This window comes from Corynebacterium vitaeruminis DSM 20294 (assembly GCF_000550805.1).
In the GTDB taxonomy this organism is placed as follows: Bacteria; Actinomycetota; Actinomycetes; order Mycobacteriales; family Mycobacteriaceae; genus Corynebacterium; species Corynebacterium vitaeruminis.
Map to the genome: position 1 here is coordinate 1,140,123 of NZ_CP004353.1, position 16,327 is coordinate 1,156,449.

Consider the following 16,327-nt stretch of genomic DNA (forward strand, 5'->3'; position numbering starts at 1 on the left):
CATGAACGCGCCCGCGCCTTGGGAAAAAGGGGCTATCCCGGCAGCATTCCGGCCAGCAGGTTGGACTGGAGGAACACGAGGGTGCACAGCACCACGAGCATGCCCACGGACCACTTGACCACGCTGCGGAAGATGTCGGACTCCTTGCCCTCCAGCCCCACGGCGGTGGCGGCGATCGCCAGCGACTGCGGGGAGATCATCTTGCCCACCACGCCGCCGGAGGTGTTGGCGGCGACGGTGAGGCTCGGGTCGATGCCGATGTGCGTCGCCGCGGTCTTCTGCAGGTTGGCGAACAGCGCGTTGGCGGAGGTGTCCGAGCCGGTCACCGCGGTGCCCAGCCAGCCGAGAACGGGGGAGAAGAAGGCGAAGGCGCTGCCGATGCCGGCCACCCAGGTGCCGATGGAGACGGTCTGTCCGGAGGAGTCCATGACGTAGGCCAGGGACAAAACGCTCGCGATGGTGAGCGCGGAGTAGCGCATCTTCCAGAAGCAGCTGCCCAGTTCGGCGACGGCGGCCGCCGGAGTGAGCGCGAAGCGCCCGCGGCCGTCGAAGATCGAGTAGATGATCGTCAGGAGGATGCCGGAGATCAGAAGGAGCGTGCCCGGGCTGGACAGCCACTGGAACTTGTACACGGTGTTGGTGCGCGGCGTGCCCGCTTCGGTGAGCAGGTGCCCGTCGAGCCCCGGCCACGGAACCTTCACGTCGGTGGCGCCGAGAGCCGCGGGCACGTCGACGCCGAGCGTCCAGAGCTTGGCCACACCGAAGACGGCCACGACGAGGATGTAGGGCAGCACTGCCATCCATACGCGGGCGGGGCCCAGCTCGGTCTTTTCCCGCTTTTCGACGCCCAGGCGGGCGGCCGCCTCTGCGGCGCCCTTCGGGCGCCAGAAGCGCAGGAGCACCACGGCCGCGGCCAGTCCGACCAGCGAGGCGACGACGTCGGTCAGCTCGTAGGAGAAGTGGGTGGCCGACCACCACTGGGCGACGGCGAAGGAAAGGCCCACGACGAGCGCGGCCAGCCACGCCTCCTTGATGCCGCGCCAGCCGTCGATGATGAGCAGCAGGATGAACGGCACGAAGACGGCGAAGAACGGGGCCTGGTGGCCGACGATGGCGCCAATGTGGGCGGCGTCCAGGCCGGTGAGGTTGCCCGCGGTGGTGATCGGGATGGCGACGGCGCCGAAGGCGACCGGCGCGGTGTTGGCGATGAGGGTGACGGTGGCGGTCTTGAGCGGCTTGATGCCGAGCGCCAGGATCATCGTGGCGGTGATCGCCACCGGCGCGCCGAAGCCCGCGAGCGCCTCGAGCAGGCCGCCGAAGCAGAAGGCGATGAGGATGGCCTGGATGCGCAGGTCGCCGCCGCCGATGGCGTCGAAAAGCGAGCGCATGTCCTCGAAGCGGCCGCTGCGGACGGTGATCTGGTAGAACCACAGCGCGAGAACCACGATCCAGACGATGGGGAAGAGTCCGAAGACGGCGCCCTGGCTCGCGGTGAGCAGGGCCAGGTCCCACGGCATGTGGAATCCGATGACGGCCACCGCGATGGCGGTGGCGAGTGCGACGAGGCCCGAGACGTGGGCGCGGGCCTTGACGGCCAGGAGCATGACGAAGAAGGCGGCCAGCGGTAGTGCGGCCACGAGCGCGCTGAGCGCGAGGCTGCCGCCGACGGCGTCTACGTGTGCGGTGAAGTTGTGCATGCGCGTAGAGGTCTCCAACGAGTAGGTGTGACAGGGGAGAGGTGACTACCCAACAATGGGTCCTGGTCAGACCATAGTGGTAGGTCCACATGAAGATATATGGCGCAGCTCACAAAAGTCAACCCGTTGTTGCCTGCGGAACCCCAAGATATGTGACTAGCGGCATATTTGCGGTCGGGGGCCGTAGGCGTCGGAAAGCGGAAACCGCCCTCATTACGAAACCGCAACGATTGTTCACTGACAGCAATCTTTCAGCCTGCTCGCTGGCAATCCCAACCGATATCAGGCAGAATTGGCCACATGAAACGTTCGGCACATGAAAGCGCACTCGCACCGACAGAGGATCAGCTCGACCTCACCGGTACCGCGGCGTTTGACGCTGGAACCGGGGACATGCCCTCCTGGGGTGAGCTGGTGGAGGAGCACGCGGACAGCGTGTACCGCCTGGCCTACCGCCTGTCGGGCAATCAGCACGACGCGGAGGATCTCACGCAGGAGACCTTCATGCGCGTGTTCCGTTCGCTGAAGAACTATCAGCCCGGCACCTTCGAGGGCTGGCTGCACCGCATCACCACCAACCTCTTCCTCGACATGGTCCGCCACCGCAGCAAGATCCGCATGGAGGCGCTGCCGGAGGACTACGAGCGGGTACCTGGCACGGACATGACCCCGGAGCAGGCCTACTCGGTGGCCAACCTTGACCCGGCGCTCCAGGCGGCCCTCGACGGGCTCAGCCCCGACTTCCGCGTCGCGGTCGTGCTCTGTGACGTGGTCGGCATGAGCTATGACGAGATCGCTGACACCCTCGGTGTGAAGATGGGCACGGTGCGCTCCCGCATCCACCGCGGCCGCTCGCAGCTGCGCGCGGCGCTCGAGGCCGCGGCCCAGACCGATGAGGGCGCCTCGCTGCTCATCCCGGCCCAGCACTAGACTTTTAAGACCGCAACCCTTCGTCGCTTCTCACGGCTTCGGAGGGTTGCCCCATCTCCGGGGAACTTCGCTCTACACTGGGACGTTAGGAGCGTGTACCTCAGAAACTGAGCTGCCCGTGACGATGCCGAGTGAGAAGGAGGTTGAGGCACCGTGAATCAAGCCACCGGACCGTCCGACCCGCGCTCGGATTCTCCGCGGCATATGCGCTTCGACCGCGACTACCTGCGCGCCGAGGCCACCAAGCTCAAACAGCGCGCCGCGAGCCGCAAGAGCGCGGCCAAGGAGTTCGCCTCGGTAGAGCACCTCAACCCCGAGGCCGTGGCGGCCTTCGTGGACAACGAGCTCAGCCCCATGGCCGCCCACCGCGCGCGCATCCACATGGTCCACTGCGAGGAGTGCCGCGAGGAGGTCGCCCGCCAGCGCGTCGCCTCCGAGCGCCTGCGCTCCGCCACCTGCCGGGAGGTGCACGCCTCCTCCGACCTAGTGGCCAAGCTCACCCAGATCGCCCAGTCCTGCCCGACGGGACCGTCCGCCGAGGAGCTGGAGGAAAAGAGCAAGTCCTTCCTCGCCAAGCTGGACGCCATGACGCGCACCAAGCCCAAGGTGCGGGGGAAGAAAAAGAAGCACGGGAAGTAGGCCCTTAGCGCGGGGCACCAACGACGGAAAGGGTCTAGAGTAGATCTGTGTTTGACTCCATTGGTTGGCCGGAGATCTTCGCCATCGTCGTCGTTGGCATCATCGTCATCGGCCCTGAAAAAATGCCGCGCGTCATCGAGGACGTGCGCGCCGCCATCTTCGCCGCGCGCAAGGCCATCAACAACGCCAAGGCCGAGCTGAACGGGGAGTTCGGCGAGGACTTCGACGAGTTCAAGAAGCCGCTGTCGCAGATCGCGAACATCCAGCGCATGGGCCCGCGCGGCGTGCTCAGCAAGGCGCTGTTCGACGGCGACGACGAGTTCATGGAGTCCTTTAGCCCGAAGAAGCTCTTGGGCGACGAGAAGCCGGGTTCCGCCCAGGGAACGGCACGCCCCGCGAGGGCGTCGGAGACCGGAACCCCGCAGCCGGCGCGGCCGACCTTCAACTACGCCGAGATCTATTCGGATAACAAGAAGAAGCAGCAGCCGGCCCAGCCCGAACAGCCCCCGGAGGGCGGCAGCTACAAGGACATCACCTAGAATCGCACAACCCCCAGCACCGAGGCCGGTGCCGGGGGTTGTTGAGTAATTTGGGGCTAGTGGCGGGTCACGCCGAGACCCAGGGACTTGCCCGCGAGCGACTCCTTGCGCACGACCAGCTGGTCGGCGATGGCGCGGATGGCCTTGCCCGTGGGGGAGTCCGGCGCACCGATCGCGATCGGGGTGCCCTCGTCGCCGCCCTCGCGCAGCTTGGGGTCGAGCGGGACGCTGCCCAGGAGCTTCACCGGGGTGCCGGTGAGCGCGGTGAGCCGGTCGGTGACGGCCTGGCCGCCGCCGGAGCCGAAGACGTCGACGACGGTGCCGTCGGGCATGACCATGGCGGCCATGTTCTCGATGACGCCCGCGATCTTCTGGTGGGTCTGCATCGAGATGGTGCCCGCGCGTTCGGCGACCTCGGCCGCCGCCGCCTGCGGGGTGGTGACGATGAGCAGCTCCGCGTTGGGCACGAGCTGCGCCACCGAGATCGCGATGTCGCCGGTTCCCGGCGGGAGGTCGAGCAGGAGGATGTCGAGGTCGCCCCAGAATACGTCCGCCAGGAACTGCTGGATGGCGCGGTGGAGCATCGGGCCGCGCCAGACGACCGGCGCGTTGCCCTCGACGAAGTGGGCGATGGAGATGAGCTTCACGCCGTGCGCCTGCGGCGGCATGATCATGTCGTCGACGGCATGGGGGCGCTCGGTGGAGCCGAGCATGCCGGGCACGGAGTGGCCGTAGATGTCGGCGTCGAGGACGCCGACCTTCAGGCCGCGGGCGGCCAGCGCGGTGGCGAGGTTGACCGTCATGGAGGACTTGCCCACGCCGCCCTTGCCGGAGGCCACCGCGAACACGCGGGTGGTCGATCCCGGCTGGGCGAAGGGGATGACCGGCTCGGCGTCGCCGCCGCGCAGGCTCTGGCGCAGCTCGCGGCGCTGCTCGTCGCTCATGACGTCGGTATTGACGGTGACGGCGCCCACGCCCTCGATGTCCTCGATGGCGGCCTTCGAGTTGTCCACCAGGGTGTTCTTCATGGGGCAGCCGGCGATGGTGAGGTAGATCTCCACCTCGACGTCGTTGCCGCTGAGGCTAATGGACTTGACCATGCCGAGCTCGGTGATGGGTTTGCCGATCTCGGGGTCCTCCACCCGCGAGAGCGCGGAGCGGACTTGTGCTTCGGTGATGTTGTCAGTGCTCATTGCTAATCAACTTTACGCCTTACGCGCCCGCCGCTTCCAACGGGCGAGTACCTGCTGTTTCGGCGGCGGCAAGGCTATGCGTACAGGGCTAATCGTCGTGTCGGTGTTCCTCGACGACGTCGCCCTGGATCGGGTCGGACAGCTGCTCGACGGCGGACTCGTCGAGTTGGTGGCGGGCGGCGATGCGCGCCGCGGCCTCGTCGTCGAGCTTGGCCTCGATGCGCTCGAGCAGGTTTTGCAGGTCGTCGAGCTCGTGGCGCAGGTAGTCGCGGGAGACCATGTCGCCCACGGCCAGGCGCAGGCCCGCGAGCTCGCGGGTGATGAACTCGGTGTCGGCCTTCGTCTCGAAGGCCCGGCGGCGGTCCTCGTTGAGCGAGATGCGGTCCCGGTCCTCCTGGCGATTCTGCGCGAGCAGGATGAGCGGCGCCGCGTAGGCGGCTTGCGTGGAAAACGCCAGGTTCAGCAGGATGAACGGGTACTCGTCCCAGCTGAACCACCAGCCGCCGACGTTGAGCAGGATCCACACGGCCACGAAAACCGTCTGCCACATGAGGTAGCGGCCGGTGCCGAAGAACCGAGCGATGCGCTCGGCGTAGGCGCCGACGGTGTCGTCATCGATTCTGATGAAGCGCCGCCGCTGCTGGATAAAGGGGGTGTCGAGCTGGGAGCGGTTGTAGTCTGCCATGGGCTAGGCCTCCTTTCGCTTGTGATCGTGCGGGCGGATGCCGGCGTCGCGCCAGTCGTCGGGGAGCAGGTGGTCCAGGAGGTCGTCGACGGCGACGGCGCCGAGAAGGTGGCCGTCATCGTCGAGGACGGGGCCGCACACCAGGTTGTAGGTGGCGAAGAAGCGCGCCGCCGTCTCCTGGGAATCGTCGGCGTACAGCGGCGGAAGGTCGGGGTCGAGGATGCCCGAGACCAGCGAGCTCGGGGGCTCGCGCAGCATCTTCTGCAGGTGCACGCAGCCCAAGTACTTGCCGGTCGGCGTGGCCGTCGGCGGGCGCACGACGAAGACCATCGACGCCAGCGAGGTGGGCAGGTCGGGGTTGCGCGCGAGCGCCAGGGCCTCGGCCACCGTGGTCTGCGGGGACAGGATGAGCGGCTCCGGGGTCATGAGCGCGCCCACGGTGTCGGGGCTGAAGCTCATGAGTCGGCGGACCGGGGCGGACTCCTCGGGGTCCATGAGCTCGAGGAGGACGTCGGCCTTGGCCTCGTCGAGCTCGCCGAGCAGGTCGGCGGCGTCGTCCGGATCCATCTCCTCGAGGACGTCGGCCGCGCGCTCGATGTCGAGGGTCTCCAGAAGCTCGGCCTGGCGGTCCTCGCTCATCTCCTGCAGGACGTCCGCGAGCCGCTCGTCGTCGAGCTCGCTGGCCACGCTCACGCGCTGGTTCTCCGGCAGCCGGTAGAGCACCGTGGCCACGTCGGCCGGGCGCATGTCCTCGAACTCGGCCAGCAGCTCGGCGGCCTCGTCGGGCAGCCCCGTGCCGCCCGCATAGAGCCCGTGCACGTGGTTCCACGGGATGGTGTGGAGGTCGGGGCGTCGGCCGAACTTCGGGCGCTCGCCAATGACGGCCACGCGCGAGATCGCCCAGTCGCGGGTGCGGGTGCGCTCGATCTCGATGTCCGCGATCTCCAGCGGTTTGGAGTGCAGGTGGTCGAGCTCGGGGTCGTCGACGTGGACCTTCGAGCCGATGATCTCGCCCAAGACGGCGACCTCGCCCGCGCGGGGCTTGAAACTTCGCAGCGACACGCTACCCGAGACGAGGTTGATCTCCTGCGGTTCGATGGTGCCGATGCGCAGCATGGGCAGGAAGATTCGTCGCTTGTTGGTCATTTCCACGACGACGCCGAGCACGCGGGAGGTGTGGTGCGCCGGGCGCACGTTGACGATCACGTCGCGCACGCGGCCGATCACGTCGGTATCCGGCCCGCGAACGACCATGCCAGCCAGCCGACCAGCGTAAACACGGGTAACTTCGCTCATAGGGCTTTAGTTTACGACAAAATCGGTTTTTGCCTTTGCTTGCCGACGATCACCTTCGGCGAGCGTCGAGAAGCGAAGCGGAAACAATCGGCGGCGACGGGGCGTTGGGTAAGTAGAAACGAATAACAAAAAGGATGATGCCCGATGAGCTTTTCTCTGAATTCCACCCCTGCCAACCAGACCGGCCAGCGAGCCGGGCTGGGGCAGGAGCGCAAGAAGCCCGAGGGGTGGCCGGTGGGTAGCTTCGAGACCTACGCGGAGGCGCAGGAGGCGGTGGACATGCTCTCCGACGCGCAGTTCCCCGTCGAGGAGCTCACCATCGTCGGCGTCGACCTCATGGAGGTGGAGAAGGTCATGGGGCGGCTGACGTGGGGGCGCGTGCTGCTCGGCGGCGCGGCCTCGGGCGCGTGGCTGGGTCTCTTCTTCGGCATGCTGCTGGGCATCATGTCGAGCCAGTGGCTCTCGGCGATCGCGACCGGCGTGGTCATGGGCGTCATCTTCGGCACCGTCATGGCGGCCGTGCAGTACGCGATGACCGGCGGCCGGCGCGACTTCAGCTCCCAGACGCAGATCGTGGCCGGGCGCTACGACGTCCTGTGCCTGCCTTCCCGCGCGCGCGAGGCCCGCGACAAGATCGCCGAATTCACCCAGCGCAAGCGCCTGGGCTAGGGGCGCTGGGTTAGACTGGTCACGGCAATTCGTTGGGGCTAGACGCGACAAGGGGTCGACACATCGTGAAGAGTAGGTTCATTCAGCTGGGCGCGCTCTGTGGCGCCGCAGCGCTCCTGGCCGCCTGCTCCTCGCAGATCCCCGCCAACGACGAGGTTCCCGACCGCACCGAGCTGCTCACCATCGCGATCGCCCCGAACAGCTACGAGCAGGTCATCCTGGGCGAGGTCTACAAGCAGGTGCTCCAGCGCAAGGGGCGCGATGCGACGGTGGTGACGATGGCCGCGAGCGAGGACTCCCTGCTCTACACCTTGGGGCGCAGCTCCAACGACATCGTCATCGGCTGCTCCGGACGGCTCCTCCACGACACCAACCCGTCCAAGGCCGCCGAGCTCGCGGCGCAGTACCCGGACTTTAGGAACCCCACGCCGGAGCAGCAGGACGAGCGGCGCGAGGCCACCTACAAGGCGATGGTCAGCGGACTGAGCAACGGCCTCGACGCCGCCGACCCCTCCAACGCCTCCGGCTGCGCCGACGCCACCGACGGGCTCGCCGAGAACTTCGTTCCCATCTTCCGCTCCGCCGCCGTCCCCCGCGAGACCCGGCTCATGCTCAACAACGCCTCGGGCGCGATGACCACCAAGGAGGTCGCGGAGCTGGTTTCCGAGGCCCAGGCGGGGGAGTCGCCCAAGGACCTGGTCTCGGAGTACTTGGATTCCAAGGACGTCTAGGCGCGCGGACCGGCTCGTGGCGCAAAAACCCGCTTTCTTGACGGGGCCCTGCTTGGGGGCACAGGCGCGCGGATTTCGGCAAGGTGTGGCCTAGATCCGCGCGTTTGTGGGTTTTCCGGGATCGCGAGCTGCGGAAATTCCTCGCCGCGATGCACAGATGCGCGGCCTTTCGCCGTACTGATCCCACAATCCGCGCGTTTGCAACGCAAAAGGCGGGGCGTACCCCGGTTGGGTGCGCCCCGCCTTCGGCTTCGGCGGCTAGCTGTTAGTCAGCGAATGCGTCGTTAAGCAGCTGCGCCTGCTCCACGGCGTGGACCTTGGACAGGCCGGTCGCGGTGGACGCCTGGGCGCGGCGAGAGACGCGCTTGAGCGGGAGCAGGCCCGGAATGAGTTCGCGCAGGTGCTCGTTGAGGAACGGCCACGGACCCTGGTTTGCCGGCTCGTCCTGGCAGAAACGGATCTCCTCTGCGTTGGCGTAGAGGTCGAAGGTTTCCTTCAAGCGGTTGAACGGGATCGGGTGGAGCATCTCGATGCGGACGATGGCGATGTCGTCGCGCTTCTCCTTCTCTGCGCGCTTGGTGAGCTCGTAGTAGAGCTTGCCGGAGACCAGCAGGATCTTCTTCACACCGGCGCGGTCCTTGCCGCCGGTGACGAAGCGAGGATCGTCGATGACGGACTGGAACTTCTCCACCTGGGTGAAGTCCTCCACCGAGGAGGTGGCGGCCTTCATGCGCAGCATCGACTTCGGGGTGAAGACGACCAGCGGGCGGCGCAGGTTGCTCAGCGCGTGGCGGCGCAGCAGGTGGAAGTAGTTAGCCGGGGTGGACGGCTGGGCGACGGTCATCGTGCCCTCGGCGCACAGCTGCAGGTAGCGCTCGATACGCGCGGAGGAGTGATCCGGGCCCTGGCCCTCGTAACCGTGCGGCAGGAGGAGGATGACCGAGGAGGTCTGGCCCCACTTGGCCTCGCCGGAGGAGACGTACTCGTCGATGATGGTCTGGGCGCCGTTGGCGAAGTCACCGAACTGAGCCTCCCAGGCGACCACGGCGTCGGGGTTGCCGACGGAGTAGCCGTACTCGAAGCCCATGCCCGCGTACTCGGTCAGTGCGGAGTTGTAGACCAGGAACTTGCCGCCGTTGCCCTTGCGGTCGGCCAGGTCGTTGAGCCCGTTGAACTCGGCGCCGGTGTGCGGATCGTAAACGACGGCGTGGCGCTGGGTGAAGGTACCGCGGCGGGAGTCCTCGCCCGCGAGGCGGACGGTCTTGCCGGTGTTAGCCAGCGAGGAGAAGGCGATGAGCTCGCCCCAGCCCCAGTCGATGCCGCCGTTCTTGACGGCCTCCATGCGCTTCTCGGCGACCGGCGCCACGCGTTGGTGGAACTCGAAGCCCTGCGGCGGGGTGGAGTAGGCCTGGCCGATCTCGACCAGTTCCTCCCGGGTGATGTTGGTCTTCAGTCCGTGCGGGACTTCCTGGGCCTTGGTGATGCCCTCCTGCAGTGCGAACGGGGCCTTCTCAGTCTCCTTGACCTCGTTGAACACGGACTCCATCTGGTCGTGGAAGTCGCGCTCGGCGGCCTCGGCCTCGGAGGCGGTCAGCTCGCCACGGCCGATGAGGTCGAGGGTGTACTGCTCACGGACGGTCTTGCGGCCGTCGATCAGCTCGTACATCTTCGGCTGGGTCATCGACGGGTCGTCGGCCTCGTTGTGGCCGCGCTTGCGGTAGGAGATCATGTCGATGAAGACGTCCTTGCCGAAGCGGCGGCGGTACTCGGTGGCCAGCTGGCCGACCCACACGACGGCCTCCGGATCCTCGCCGTTGACGTGGAAGACCGGGCAGCCATAGGCCTTGGCCAGGTCGGTGGCGTAGTGGCTGGAGCGGCCGGAGTCCGGGGTGGTGGTGAAGCCGATCTGGTTGTTGACCACGATGTGGACGGTGCCGCCCACGGTGTAGCCGCGCAGCTGGGCGAGGTTGATGGTCTCCGGGACGATGCCCAAGCCAGCGAAGGCGGCGTCGCCGTGGAGCAGCAGCGGCATGACGGTGTAGCCGTCCTTGCCCTTGTCCAGCATGTCCTGCTTCGCGCGGGCGATGCCCTCCATGACCGGGTTGACGGCCTCGAGGTGGGACGGGTTGGCGGTCAGGGTCACCTTGATCTCGCCGTCACCGAACATCTGCAGGTGGGTGCCCTCGGAACCGAGGTGGTACTTCACGTCGCCGGATCCACCGGCTGCCTTCGGGGTGATGTGGCCCTCGAACTCGGTGAAGATGGTCTCCAGCGGCTTGTTCACGATGTTGAACAGCACGTTGAGGCGGCCGCGGTGCGGCATGCCGATGACGACCTCGTCGAGACCCTGGCCAGCGGCGGTGTCGATGGCAGAGTCCATGAGCGGGATGAGCGCCTCGGCGCCCTCCAGGGAGAAGCGCTTCTGGCCGACGTACTTGGTCTGCAGGAACATCTCGAAGGCCTCGGCGGCGTTGAGCTGCTGCAGGATGTACTTCTGCTCGGCGTTGGTCGGCTTGGGCATACCGGCCTCGAGGCGGTCCTGCAGCCACAGGCGCTCCTCGCGGTCAAGGATGTGGGTGTACTCGGAACCGACCTTGAGGGTGTAGGCAGCGCGCAGGCGGGAGAGCACCTCGCGCAGGGTCATGGTCTCCTTGCCGCCGAAGCCACCGACGTGGAAGCTACGGTCCAGGTCCCACAGGGTCAGGCCGTGGGTGCCGAGCTCGAGGTCGGAGTGGTCCGGAACCGGCATGCCCGGCTGAACCCACTTGAGCGGGTTGGTGTCGGCGATGAGGTGGCCGCGGGAGCGGTAGGCCTCGATCAGCTGCATGACGCGGGTGTTCTTGTCCAGGCCGGTGTTCGGCAGATCCTGCGCCCAACGCATCGGGGAGTAGGGGATCTGCATGGACTCGAAGATGTCGTCCCAGAAGGCGTCGTCCACGAACAGTTGGCTCATGGTGCGCAGGAACTCGCCGGACTCCGCGCCCTGGATGATGCGGTGGTCGTAGGTCGAGGTGATGGTGACGAGCTTGCCCACGCCGAGCTCGGCGAGGCGGTCGACGGAGGCACCGGCGAACTCGGCCGGGTAGTCCATCGAGCCGACGCCGATGATGGTGCCTTGGCCCTTGGTCAGGCGCGGGACGGAGTGGCGGGTGCCGATGCCGCCCGGGTTGGTCAGCGAGATGGTCACGCCGTTGTAGTCGTCCATCGTCAGTTTGCCGACGCGGGAGCGCTTGACGATGTCCTCGTACTTCGCCACGAACTGGGAGAAGGTGAGGGTCTCGCACTCCTTGATGGCGGCGACGACGAGCGCGCGGGTGCCGTCCTTCTGCGGGAGGTCGATGGCCAAGCCGAGGTTAATGTGCTCCGGGGTGTGAACGGTGGGCTTGCCGTCGACGACGGAGTAGCTGTTGTTCATGTCCGGGTGGGCCATGACGGCCTTGACCATGGCGTAGCCGATGATGTGGGTGAAGGAGACCTTGCCACCATGGGTGCGCTGCATGTGTTCGTTGATCATGGCGCGGTTCTCGAACATGAGCTTGACCGGCATGTCGCGCACGGAGGTCGCGGTCGGGATCTCGAGCGACTCGTCCATGTTCTTGGCGATGGCCTTGTAAATGCCCTTGAGGGCCTTGGAACCGGACTCGGGGAGCTCGCCTGCGCGCGTCATCGGCGACGGGGCCTTCTTCTTGGCGGGTGCCGGCTTCTCTGCGGGGGCTGCCTTGTCCGCTACGGTCTGGGGTGCCCGGGTGGCAGCCTTCTCCGGCTTGCTCGGGGCCACGGTCTTGGCAGGTGTTGGCTGCGAAGCGGTAGTGGCCGAGCTCGGTGCGCCTTGCTTCTCAAAAAGCTCACGCCACTCTGCATCTACAGACTGGGGATCCTTTTGGAACTGCTGGAACATCTCGTCAACCAGCCACTGATTCTGGCCGAAAGTACTAGCGCTGCTCACGGCAGGTGCTCGCCTCATTTCTTTGTGAGATTTCTAACTTCTATACACAACGTATTTCACATCGTAATAGCTCTTTACAGGCTAACTGCTTAGACCCCGCCAATGTAATCTTTCCCGCCCATAAATGGGGTATTTGGGGATCCTTCTCAAAGTTTCGTGAGCGTGCCTTTATTGTCCTGCGAAAACGGGATCACTTGCTACCCCACAGTGTTGCGTACCTACCCCCAAAAGTAAGTAACGATTGGTGATCTCCGTCCTCGACGATCGTGCCCTTTTCGATGACGAGGATGCGGTCCGCGCGGGCCGCCGTCGCGAGCCTGTGGGCGACGATCACCGAGGTACGAGCCTTGGTCACGCGCTCTGCGGCGGAGAGGATCGTGGCCTCGGTGGCCGGGTCGAGCGTCGCCGTGGCCTCGTCGAGAAGCATGATGCGGGGCTGGCACATCTCCGCGCGCGCGAGCGCCACGAGCTGCCGCTGCCCGGAGCTCAGTCCCTGCCCGCGCTCGCCGATGCACGCTCGGAATCCGCCAGGGATGGCGGAGATCGCGCCGAGCGCGCCCACTCGTCGGGCGGCGTCGGTGATCTCCTCGGGGGTAGAACCCGCGCGGCCGTAGGCGATGTTGTCCGCGATGCTGCCCGCGAACAGGTGGGATTCCTGCGGCACGAAGCCGATGGTCGAGCGCCAGCCGCGCACGGGCAGCTCGTCGAGGGCGACGCCGCTGGCGGTCACGCGTCCCCGTGCCGGGTCGTAGAAGCGCTCGATGAGCTTGATGAACGTCGACTTTCCGGCGCCGGTGGGGCCGACCACCGCGACCGTGCTGCCCGCGGCGATCGTGACCGACAGGTCCTCGGTGATGAGCGGCTGGCCCGGCCCGTAGGAGAAGGCGACGTCCTCGAAGCGCAGGTCGCCCGTGGCCAGCGCCGCGATCTCCTTCTGGCTGTGCCGCCTTTCGCTTTCTTGCTTATCGACGATAAGCGGCGGGGTGGACAAGAGGTCGGTGATCCGCCGGAATCCCACCTGAGCCTGCTGGTAGGAATCGAAGACCTGGGAGAGCTGCTGGATCGGGGAGTAGAGCCGGTCGAGGTAGAGCAGGAAGGCGACGAGCACACCGGTGCCGAGGTGCCCGTCGGTGACCAACCCCACGCCCACGGCCAGCACGGCGGCCTGGGCGAGCTCGCTTATGGCGTTGATGCCGGGGAAGTAGATGGCCACCGCCGTCTGCGTCTTGATGCGAGTGTTGCGGAACTTCAGGGCCTTGGCCTCGAACTCACGAAGCCGGTGCTCCTGCATCCCGTAGAGCTGCATGGCCTTGAGCCCCGCGATCGACTCGTGGAAGTAGGCGTTGACCCCAGAGACCTCCTCGCGGGCGCGGGTGTACAGCCGGGTGGAGATGCGCCGGAAGTAGAAGGTCGCAAGGGCGATGATCGGGATGCCCACGAGCGCAATGAACGAGAGCTGGGGCGAGGTCACCGCGAGCAGCACGAGGATGCCCACCAGCGTCGTGAGCGCCACGACGGTGTTTGCCAGGCCCGTCTGCAGGAAGGTGTTGAGCGCGTCGATGTCCGTGGTCATGCGGGTAAGGATGGTGCCCGACATCGTGCGCTCGTAATAGTCCATGCCCAGCCGCTGCAGGTGGGAGTAGCTGCGGATGCGCAGCTCGTAGAGCAGGCGTTCGCCGGTGGTCGTGGTGAGGATCGTCGAGGCGACCGACACCAGCCACGCGACGGCGACGATGGCCGCGCCGAGCGCGCTGACCTCCCAGAGGATCCGCTCGTCGGCCAGCTCCACGCCCTTGTCGATCGCGACTCGGGTCAGGCTCGGCACCGCCAGCCCCGCCGCGACGCCAACGATGTACAAGACGATGACGCCGGCGATGAGCCAGCGCACGTGTGAGAACATCGTGTGGGCCGTGACCTTCGCCATCGGGCGCCGGAACATCGCCGGGTCGCCCGGCGGGACCGCGCTCGCCGGGGGAAGCGCGGCGACGCGCTCGAGCAGCTCCTTGGTCGCGGGCATGGAGGCGGCGGCCGCCATGCCGCCGCGCCCGCCCCGACCGCCGCCACCCATCGGGTTCATGCCTGCCGCGGAGCTGGCGCTGCGGCTCGCGTGGGCGGACATCGTCGCACCCGCGGCCTGCTGGACCTCGTCGGGCCACAGCTCCTCCCACGCGGGCTCGCACCCGGCCTCGTCGAGGGCGAGCACCGGCTCGCTGGTCTCGGGAGCCTTGAGGTCCATGAGGTGGGCGAACGCGGGGTTGGCCCGCATCTGGTCGAGGCTTCCGTGGGCGACGACGCGGCCGCGATCGACCAAGGCAACCGAGTCGGCCAGCTCGAGGGTCGAGTGCCGGTGGGCCACCGAGACGATGGTGGTCTCCGAGAAGTGCTCGCGCAGGTGGGCGTAGATCCGGCGCTCGGTCTCGGCGTCGATGGCGCTGGTCGCGTCGTCGAGAAGCAGGACCTGGGGCGCGCGCAGCAGGGCGCGGGCGAGCGCGATGCGCTGGCGTTGCCCGCCGCTCAAGGTCAGGCCGCGCTCGCCGACGACCTCCTCGTACCCGCCCGGCAGCTCGGAGATGAAGGCGTGCGCCTGCGCGCCGCGCGCGGCGGCGATGACCTCCTCCTCGCTGTAGGGCGCGCCCATGGTGATGTTCTCGCGGATGCTCGCGGAGAACAGGAAGGGCTCGTCGCTGACGTAGCCGAGCGCGCCGCGGATCTCGGCGCGGGACAGGTCGGCGTAGGAAACGTGATCGCCCGCGGCGTTGTAGAACTCGATGCTTCCCGCCTGCGGCCGGTAGAAGGCGGTGAGCAGGTTCATCGCCATCGACTTGCCCGCCCCCGCGGGCCCCACCAAGGCCACCGTCTCACCCGGGCGGACGTCGAGGCTGAAGCCGCTTAAGATCGGGCGCTCGTGGCCGCCGGGGCGCGGAAGAAGGAAATCCACCTCAGCCATGCGCACACCGAGCTGCCCTGGGAGCATGTCCGCAGGCGACTGAGGGTCTGGGAGCGCGGGTTCAAGGTCGATGACCTCGAACACGCGGGAGGCCGAGGCGTAGCCGAGCTGCATCTGCACGATCATTCCCGCCACCATGGACGCCACCGCTGTCAAGGATGAGAGGTAGACGCTGAAGGCGAGGAAGGTACCCACCGTGATGTGGCCGTGCAGGGCGAGCCAGCCGCCCAGTCCGATGCCCGCGACGTTGGCAAAAGCGGGGAGCTGCTGAACCGCGGGCTGGAACCTGGCCTGGAGCTTGCCCTGCCGGATCATCTTGGCGTAGATGTCGCGCGCGATGGCCTCCAGCTTGGTGATCTCCCGCTCCTCCTGGGCGAACGCCTTGACCACGCGCACGCCGGTGGTGGTTTCCTCGACCTGGGTTGCGAGATCCGAGACCGCCTGCTGCGCCGACCACGTGGCCGCGAACAGCGTTCGGCGCGAATAGAAGGTGAGTAACACCAGCGCGGGCATGACCGCCAGCGCGATGAGGCTCAAGACCGGGGAGATCCACAGCAGCACCGCGATGGTGGCCACGACCTTGAGCATGTGGCCCACGATGAGCGGGAGCATGGCCACCATCGCCTGGGTGAGGTTGAGGTCGGAGATCGAGCGGGAGACGATCTGCCCGGAGCGCAGCGAATCCTGTCCCGGCCCGTCGAGCCGGAGCAGCGAGCGCATGATCTGCACCCTGAGCGTGTGCTGGAGGCTGTTGGACAAAAGGCCCGCGGTGAACCTGCGCCCGAACTGGAAGAGATACCGACCCAGCGCGACCGCCACCAGGGTGAGCACCACCGCGCGCAGCGAGCGGGAGGACTGCCCGGTGGCCACGTCGACCGCGGAGCCGGAGAGCATCGGGATGGCCACGTCGAAGACGGTGACCATGATGGTGGACACCAGCGCGGCCAGGAACGCGGCCTTGGTCAGCCACATCGTGGCAATCAGCCTGCGCAGCGGGCGCACGCCTTTCCCCGCGGCGGCGCCGCGCGAAACCGTCGATGGCGTGGTCATCACGG

At 67.1% G+C, this 16,327-nt stretch carries 11 protein-coding genes; 5 read left to right on the forward strand and 6 right to left on the reverse strand.

Translation table 11 applies throughout. The annotated features are described in order from the left end of the window. Positions 1–32: 32 nt before the first annotated feature. Positions 33–1,697, reverse strand: coding sequence for an L-lactate permease (locus tag B843_RS05395; protein ID WP_025252497.1), 1,665 nt, complete (start codon positions 1,695–1,697; stop codon positions 33–35). A gap of 300 nt (positions 1,698–1,997) precedes the next feature. Here B843_RS05395 and sigE point away from each other — a divergent pair, with 300 nt between their 5' ends. The 3 genes from sigE to tatB all read left to right on the forward strand — a co-directional run bounded on the left by sigE (position 1,998) and on the right by tatB (position 3,805). Next, complete coding sequence (gene sigE / locus B843_RS05400; protein ID WP_034649988.1) at positions 1,998–2,627, forward strand: RNA polymerase sigma factor SigE; 630 nt, start codon at positions 1,998–2,000, stop codon at positions 2,625–2,627. A gap of 204 nt (positions 2,628–2,831) precedes the next feature. Further along, positions 2,832–3,266 carry an anti-sigma factor family protein gene (locus B843_RS05405; RefSeq protein ID WP_025252499.1) on the forward strand — a complete coding sequence of 145 codons (435 nt, stop codon included), beginning with the start codon at positions 2,832–2,834 and terminating at the stop codon, positions 3,264–3,266. 47 nt (positions 3,267–3,313) lie between these two features. Next, positions 3,314–3,805, forward strand: a complete 492-nt coding sequence (gene tatB, locus B843_RS05410; RefSeq protein ID WP_025252500.1) for a Sec-independent protein translocase family protein — start codon at positions 3,314–3,316, stop codon at positions 3,803–3,805. A 56-nt stretch (positions 3,806–3,861) separates the two neighbouring features. Here tatB and B843_RS05415 read toward each other — a convergent pair whose 3' ends face one another. The 3 genes from B843_RS05415 to B843_RS05425 all read right to left on the reverse strand — a co-directional run bounded on the left by B843_RS05415 (position 3,862) and on the right by B843_RS05425 (position 6,979). Continuing rightward, positions 3,862–4,998 (reverse strand): Mrp/NBP35 family ATP-binding protein, encoded by a 1,137-nt coding sequence (locus B843_RS05415; protein WP_025252501.1) that lies wholly within the window; start codon positions 4,996–4,998, stop codon positions 3,862–3,864. Between the two features lie 88 nt (positions 4,999–5,086). After that, positions 5,087–5,683 (reverse strand): DUF1003 domain-containing protein, encoded by a 597-nt coding sequence (locus B843_RS05420; protein ID WP_025252502.1) that lies wholly within the window; start codon positions 5,681–5,683, stop codon positions 5,087–5,089. Between the two features lie 3 nt (positions 5,684–5,686). Further along, positions 5,687–6,979, reverse strand: coding sequence for a magnesium transporter MgtE N-terminal domain-containing protein (locus B843_RS05425; protein ID WP_025252503.1), 1,293 nt, complete (start codon positions 6,977–6,979; stop codon positions 5,687–5,689). Positions 6,980–7,123: 144 nt separating this feature from the next. Here B843_RS05425 and B843_RS05430 point away from each other — a divergent pair, with 144 nt between their 5' ends. Next, the gene (locus B843_RS05430) at positions 7,124–7,648 is read left to right on the forward strand and encodes a general stress protein (protein ID WP_025252504.1); all 525 of its coding nucleotides are present in this window, start codon (positions 7,124–7,126) and stop codon (positions 7,646–7,648) included. A 65-nt stretch (positions 7,649–7,713) separates the two neighbouring features. Further along, positions 7,714–8,379, forward strand: coding sequence for a type 2 periplasmic-binding domain-containing protein (locus tag B843_RS05435; protein WP_025252505.1), 666 nt, complete (start codon positions 7,714–7,716; stop codon positions 8,377–8,379). A gap of 265 nt (positions 8,380–8,644) precedes the next feature. Here B843_RS05435 and B843_RS05440 read toward each other — a convergent pair whose 3' ends face one another. Both B843_RS05440 and B843_RS05445 read right to left on the reverse strand, forming a co-directional pair. Continuing rightward, complete coding sequence (locus B843_RS05440) at positions 8,645–12,325, reverse strand: multifunctional oxoglutarate decarboxylase/oxoglutarate dehydrogenase thiamine pyrophosphate-binding subunit/dihydrolipoyllysine-residue succinyltransferase subunit (RefSeq protein WP_025252506.1); 3,681 nt, start codon at positions 12,323–12,325, stop codon at positions 8,645–8,647. A 190-nt stretch (positions 12,326–12,515) separates the two neighbouring features. After that, positions 12,516–16,244 carry an ABC transporter ATP-binding protein gene (locus B843_RS05445; protein ID WP_051483556.1) on the reverse strand — a complete coding sequence of 1,243 codons (3,729 nt, stop codon included), beginning with the start codon at positions 16,242–16,244 and terminating at the stop codon, positions 12,516–12,518. Positions 16,245–16,327 lie beyond the last annotated feature (83 nt).

What these genes read in the sequence shown, in the direction of transcription:
- sigE (WP_034649988.1), top strand. Translation starts at nt 1,998, where the DNA reads ATGAAACGTTCGGCACATGAAAGCGCACTCGCACCGACAGAGGATCAG.
- B843_RS05430 (WP_025252504.1), top strand. Translation starts at nt 7,124, where the DNA reads ATGAGCTTTTCTCTGAATTCCACCCCTGCCAACCAGACCGGCCAGCGA.
- B843_RS05395 (WP_025252497.1), bottom strand. Translation starts at nt 1,697, where the DNA reads ATGCACAACTTCACCGCACACGTAGACGCCGTCGGCGGCAGCCTCGCG.
- B843_RS05445 (WP_051483556.1), bottom strand. Translation starts at nt 16,244, where the DNA reads ATGTGGCTGACCAAGGCCGCGTTCCTGGCCGCGCTGGTGTCCACCATC.
- B843_RS05405 (WP_025252499.1), top strand. Translation starts at nt 2,832, where the DNA reads ATGCGCTTCGACCGCGACTACCTGCGCGCCGAGGCCACCAAGCTCAAA.
- B843_RS05420 (WP_025252502.1), bottom strand. Translation starts at nt 5,683, where the DNA reads ATGGCAGACTACAACCGCTCCCAGCTCGACACCCCCTTTATCCAGCAG.
- B843_RS05415 (WP_025252501.1), bottom strand. Translation starts at nt 4,998, where the DNA reads ATGAGCACTGACAACATCACCGAAGCACAAGTCCGCTCCGCGCTCTCG.
- B843_RS05425 (WP_025252503.1), bottom strand. Translation starts at nt 6,979, where the DNA reads ATGAGCGAAGTTACCCGTGTTTACGCTGGTCGGCTGGCTGGCATGGTC.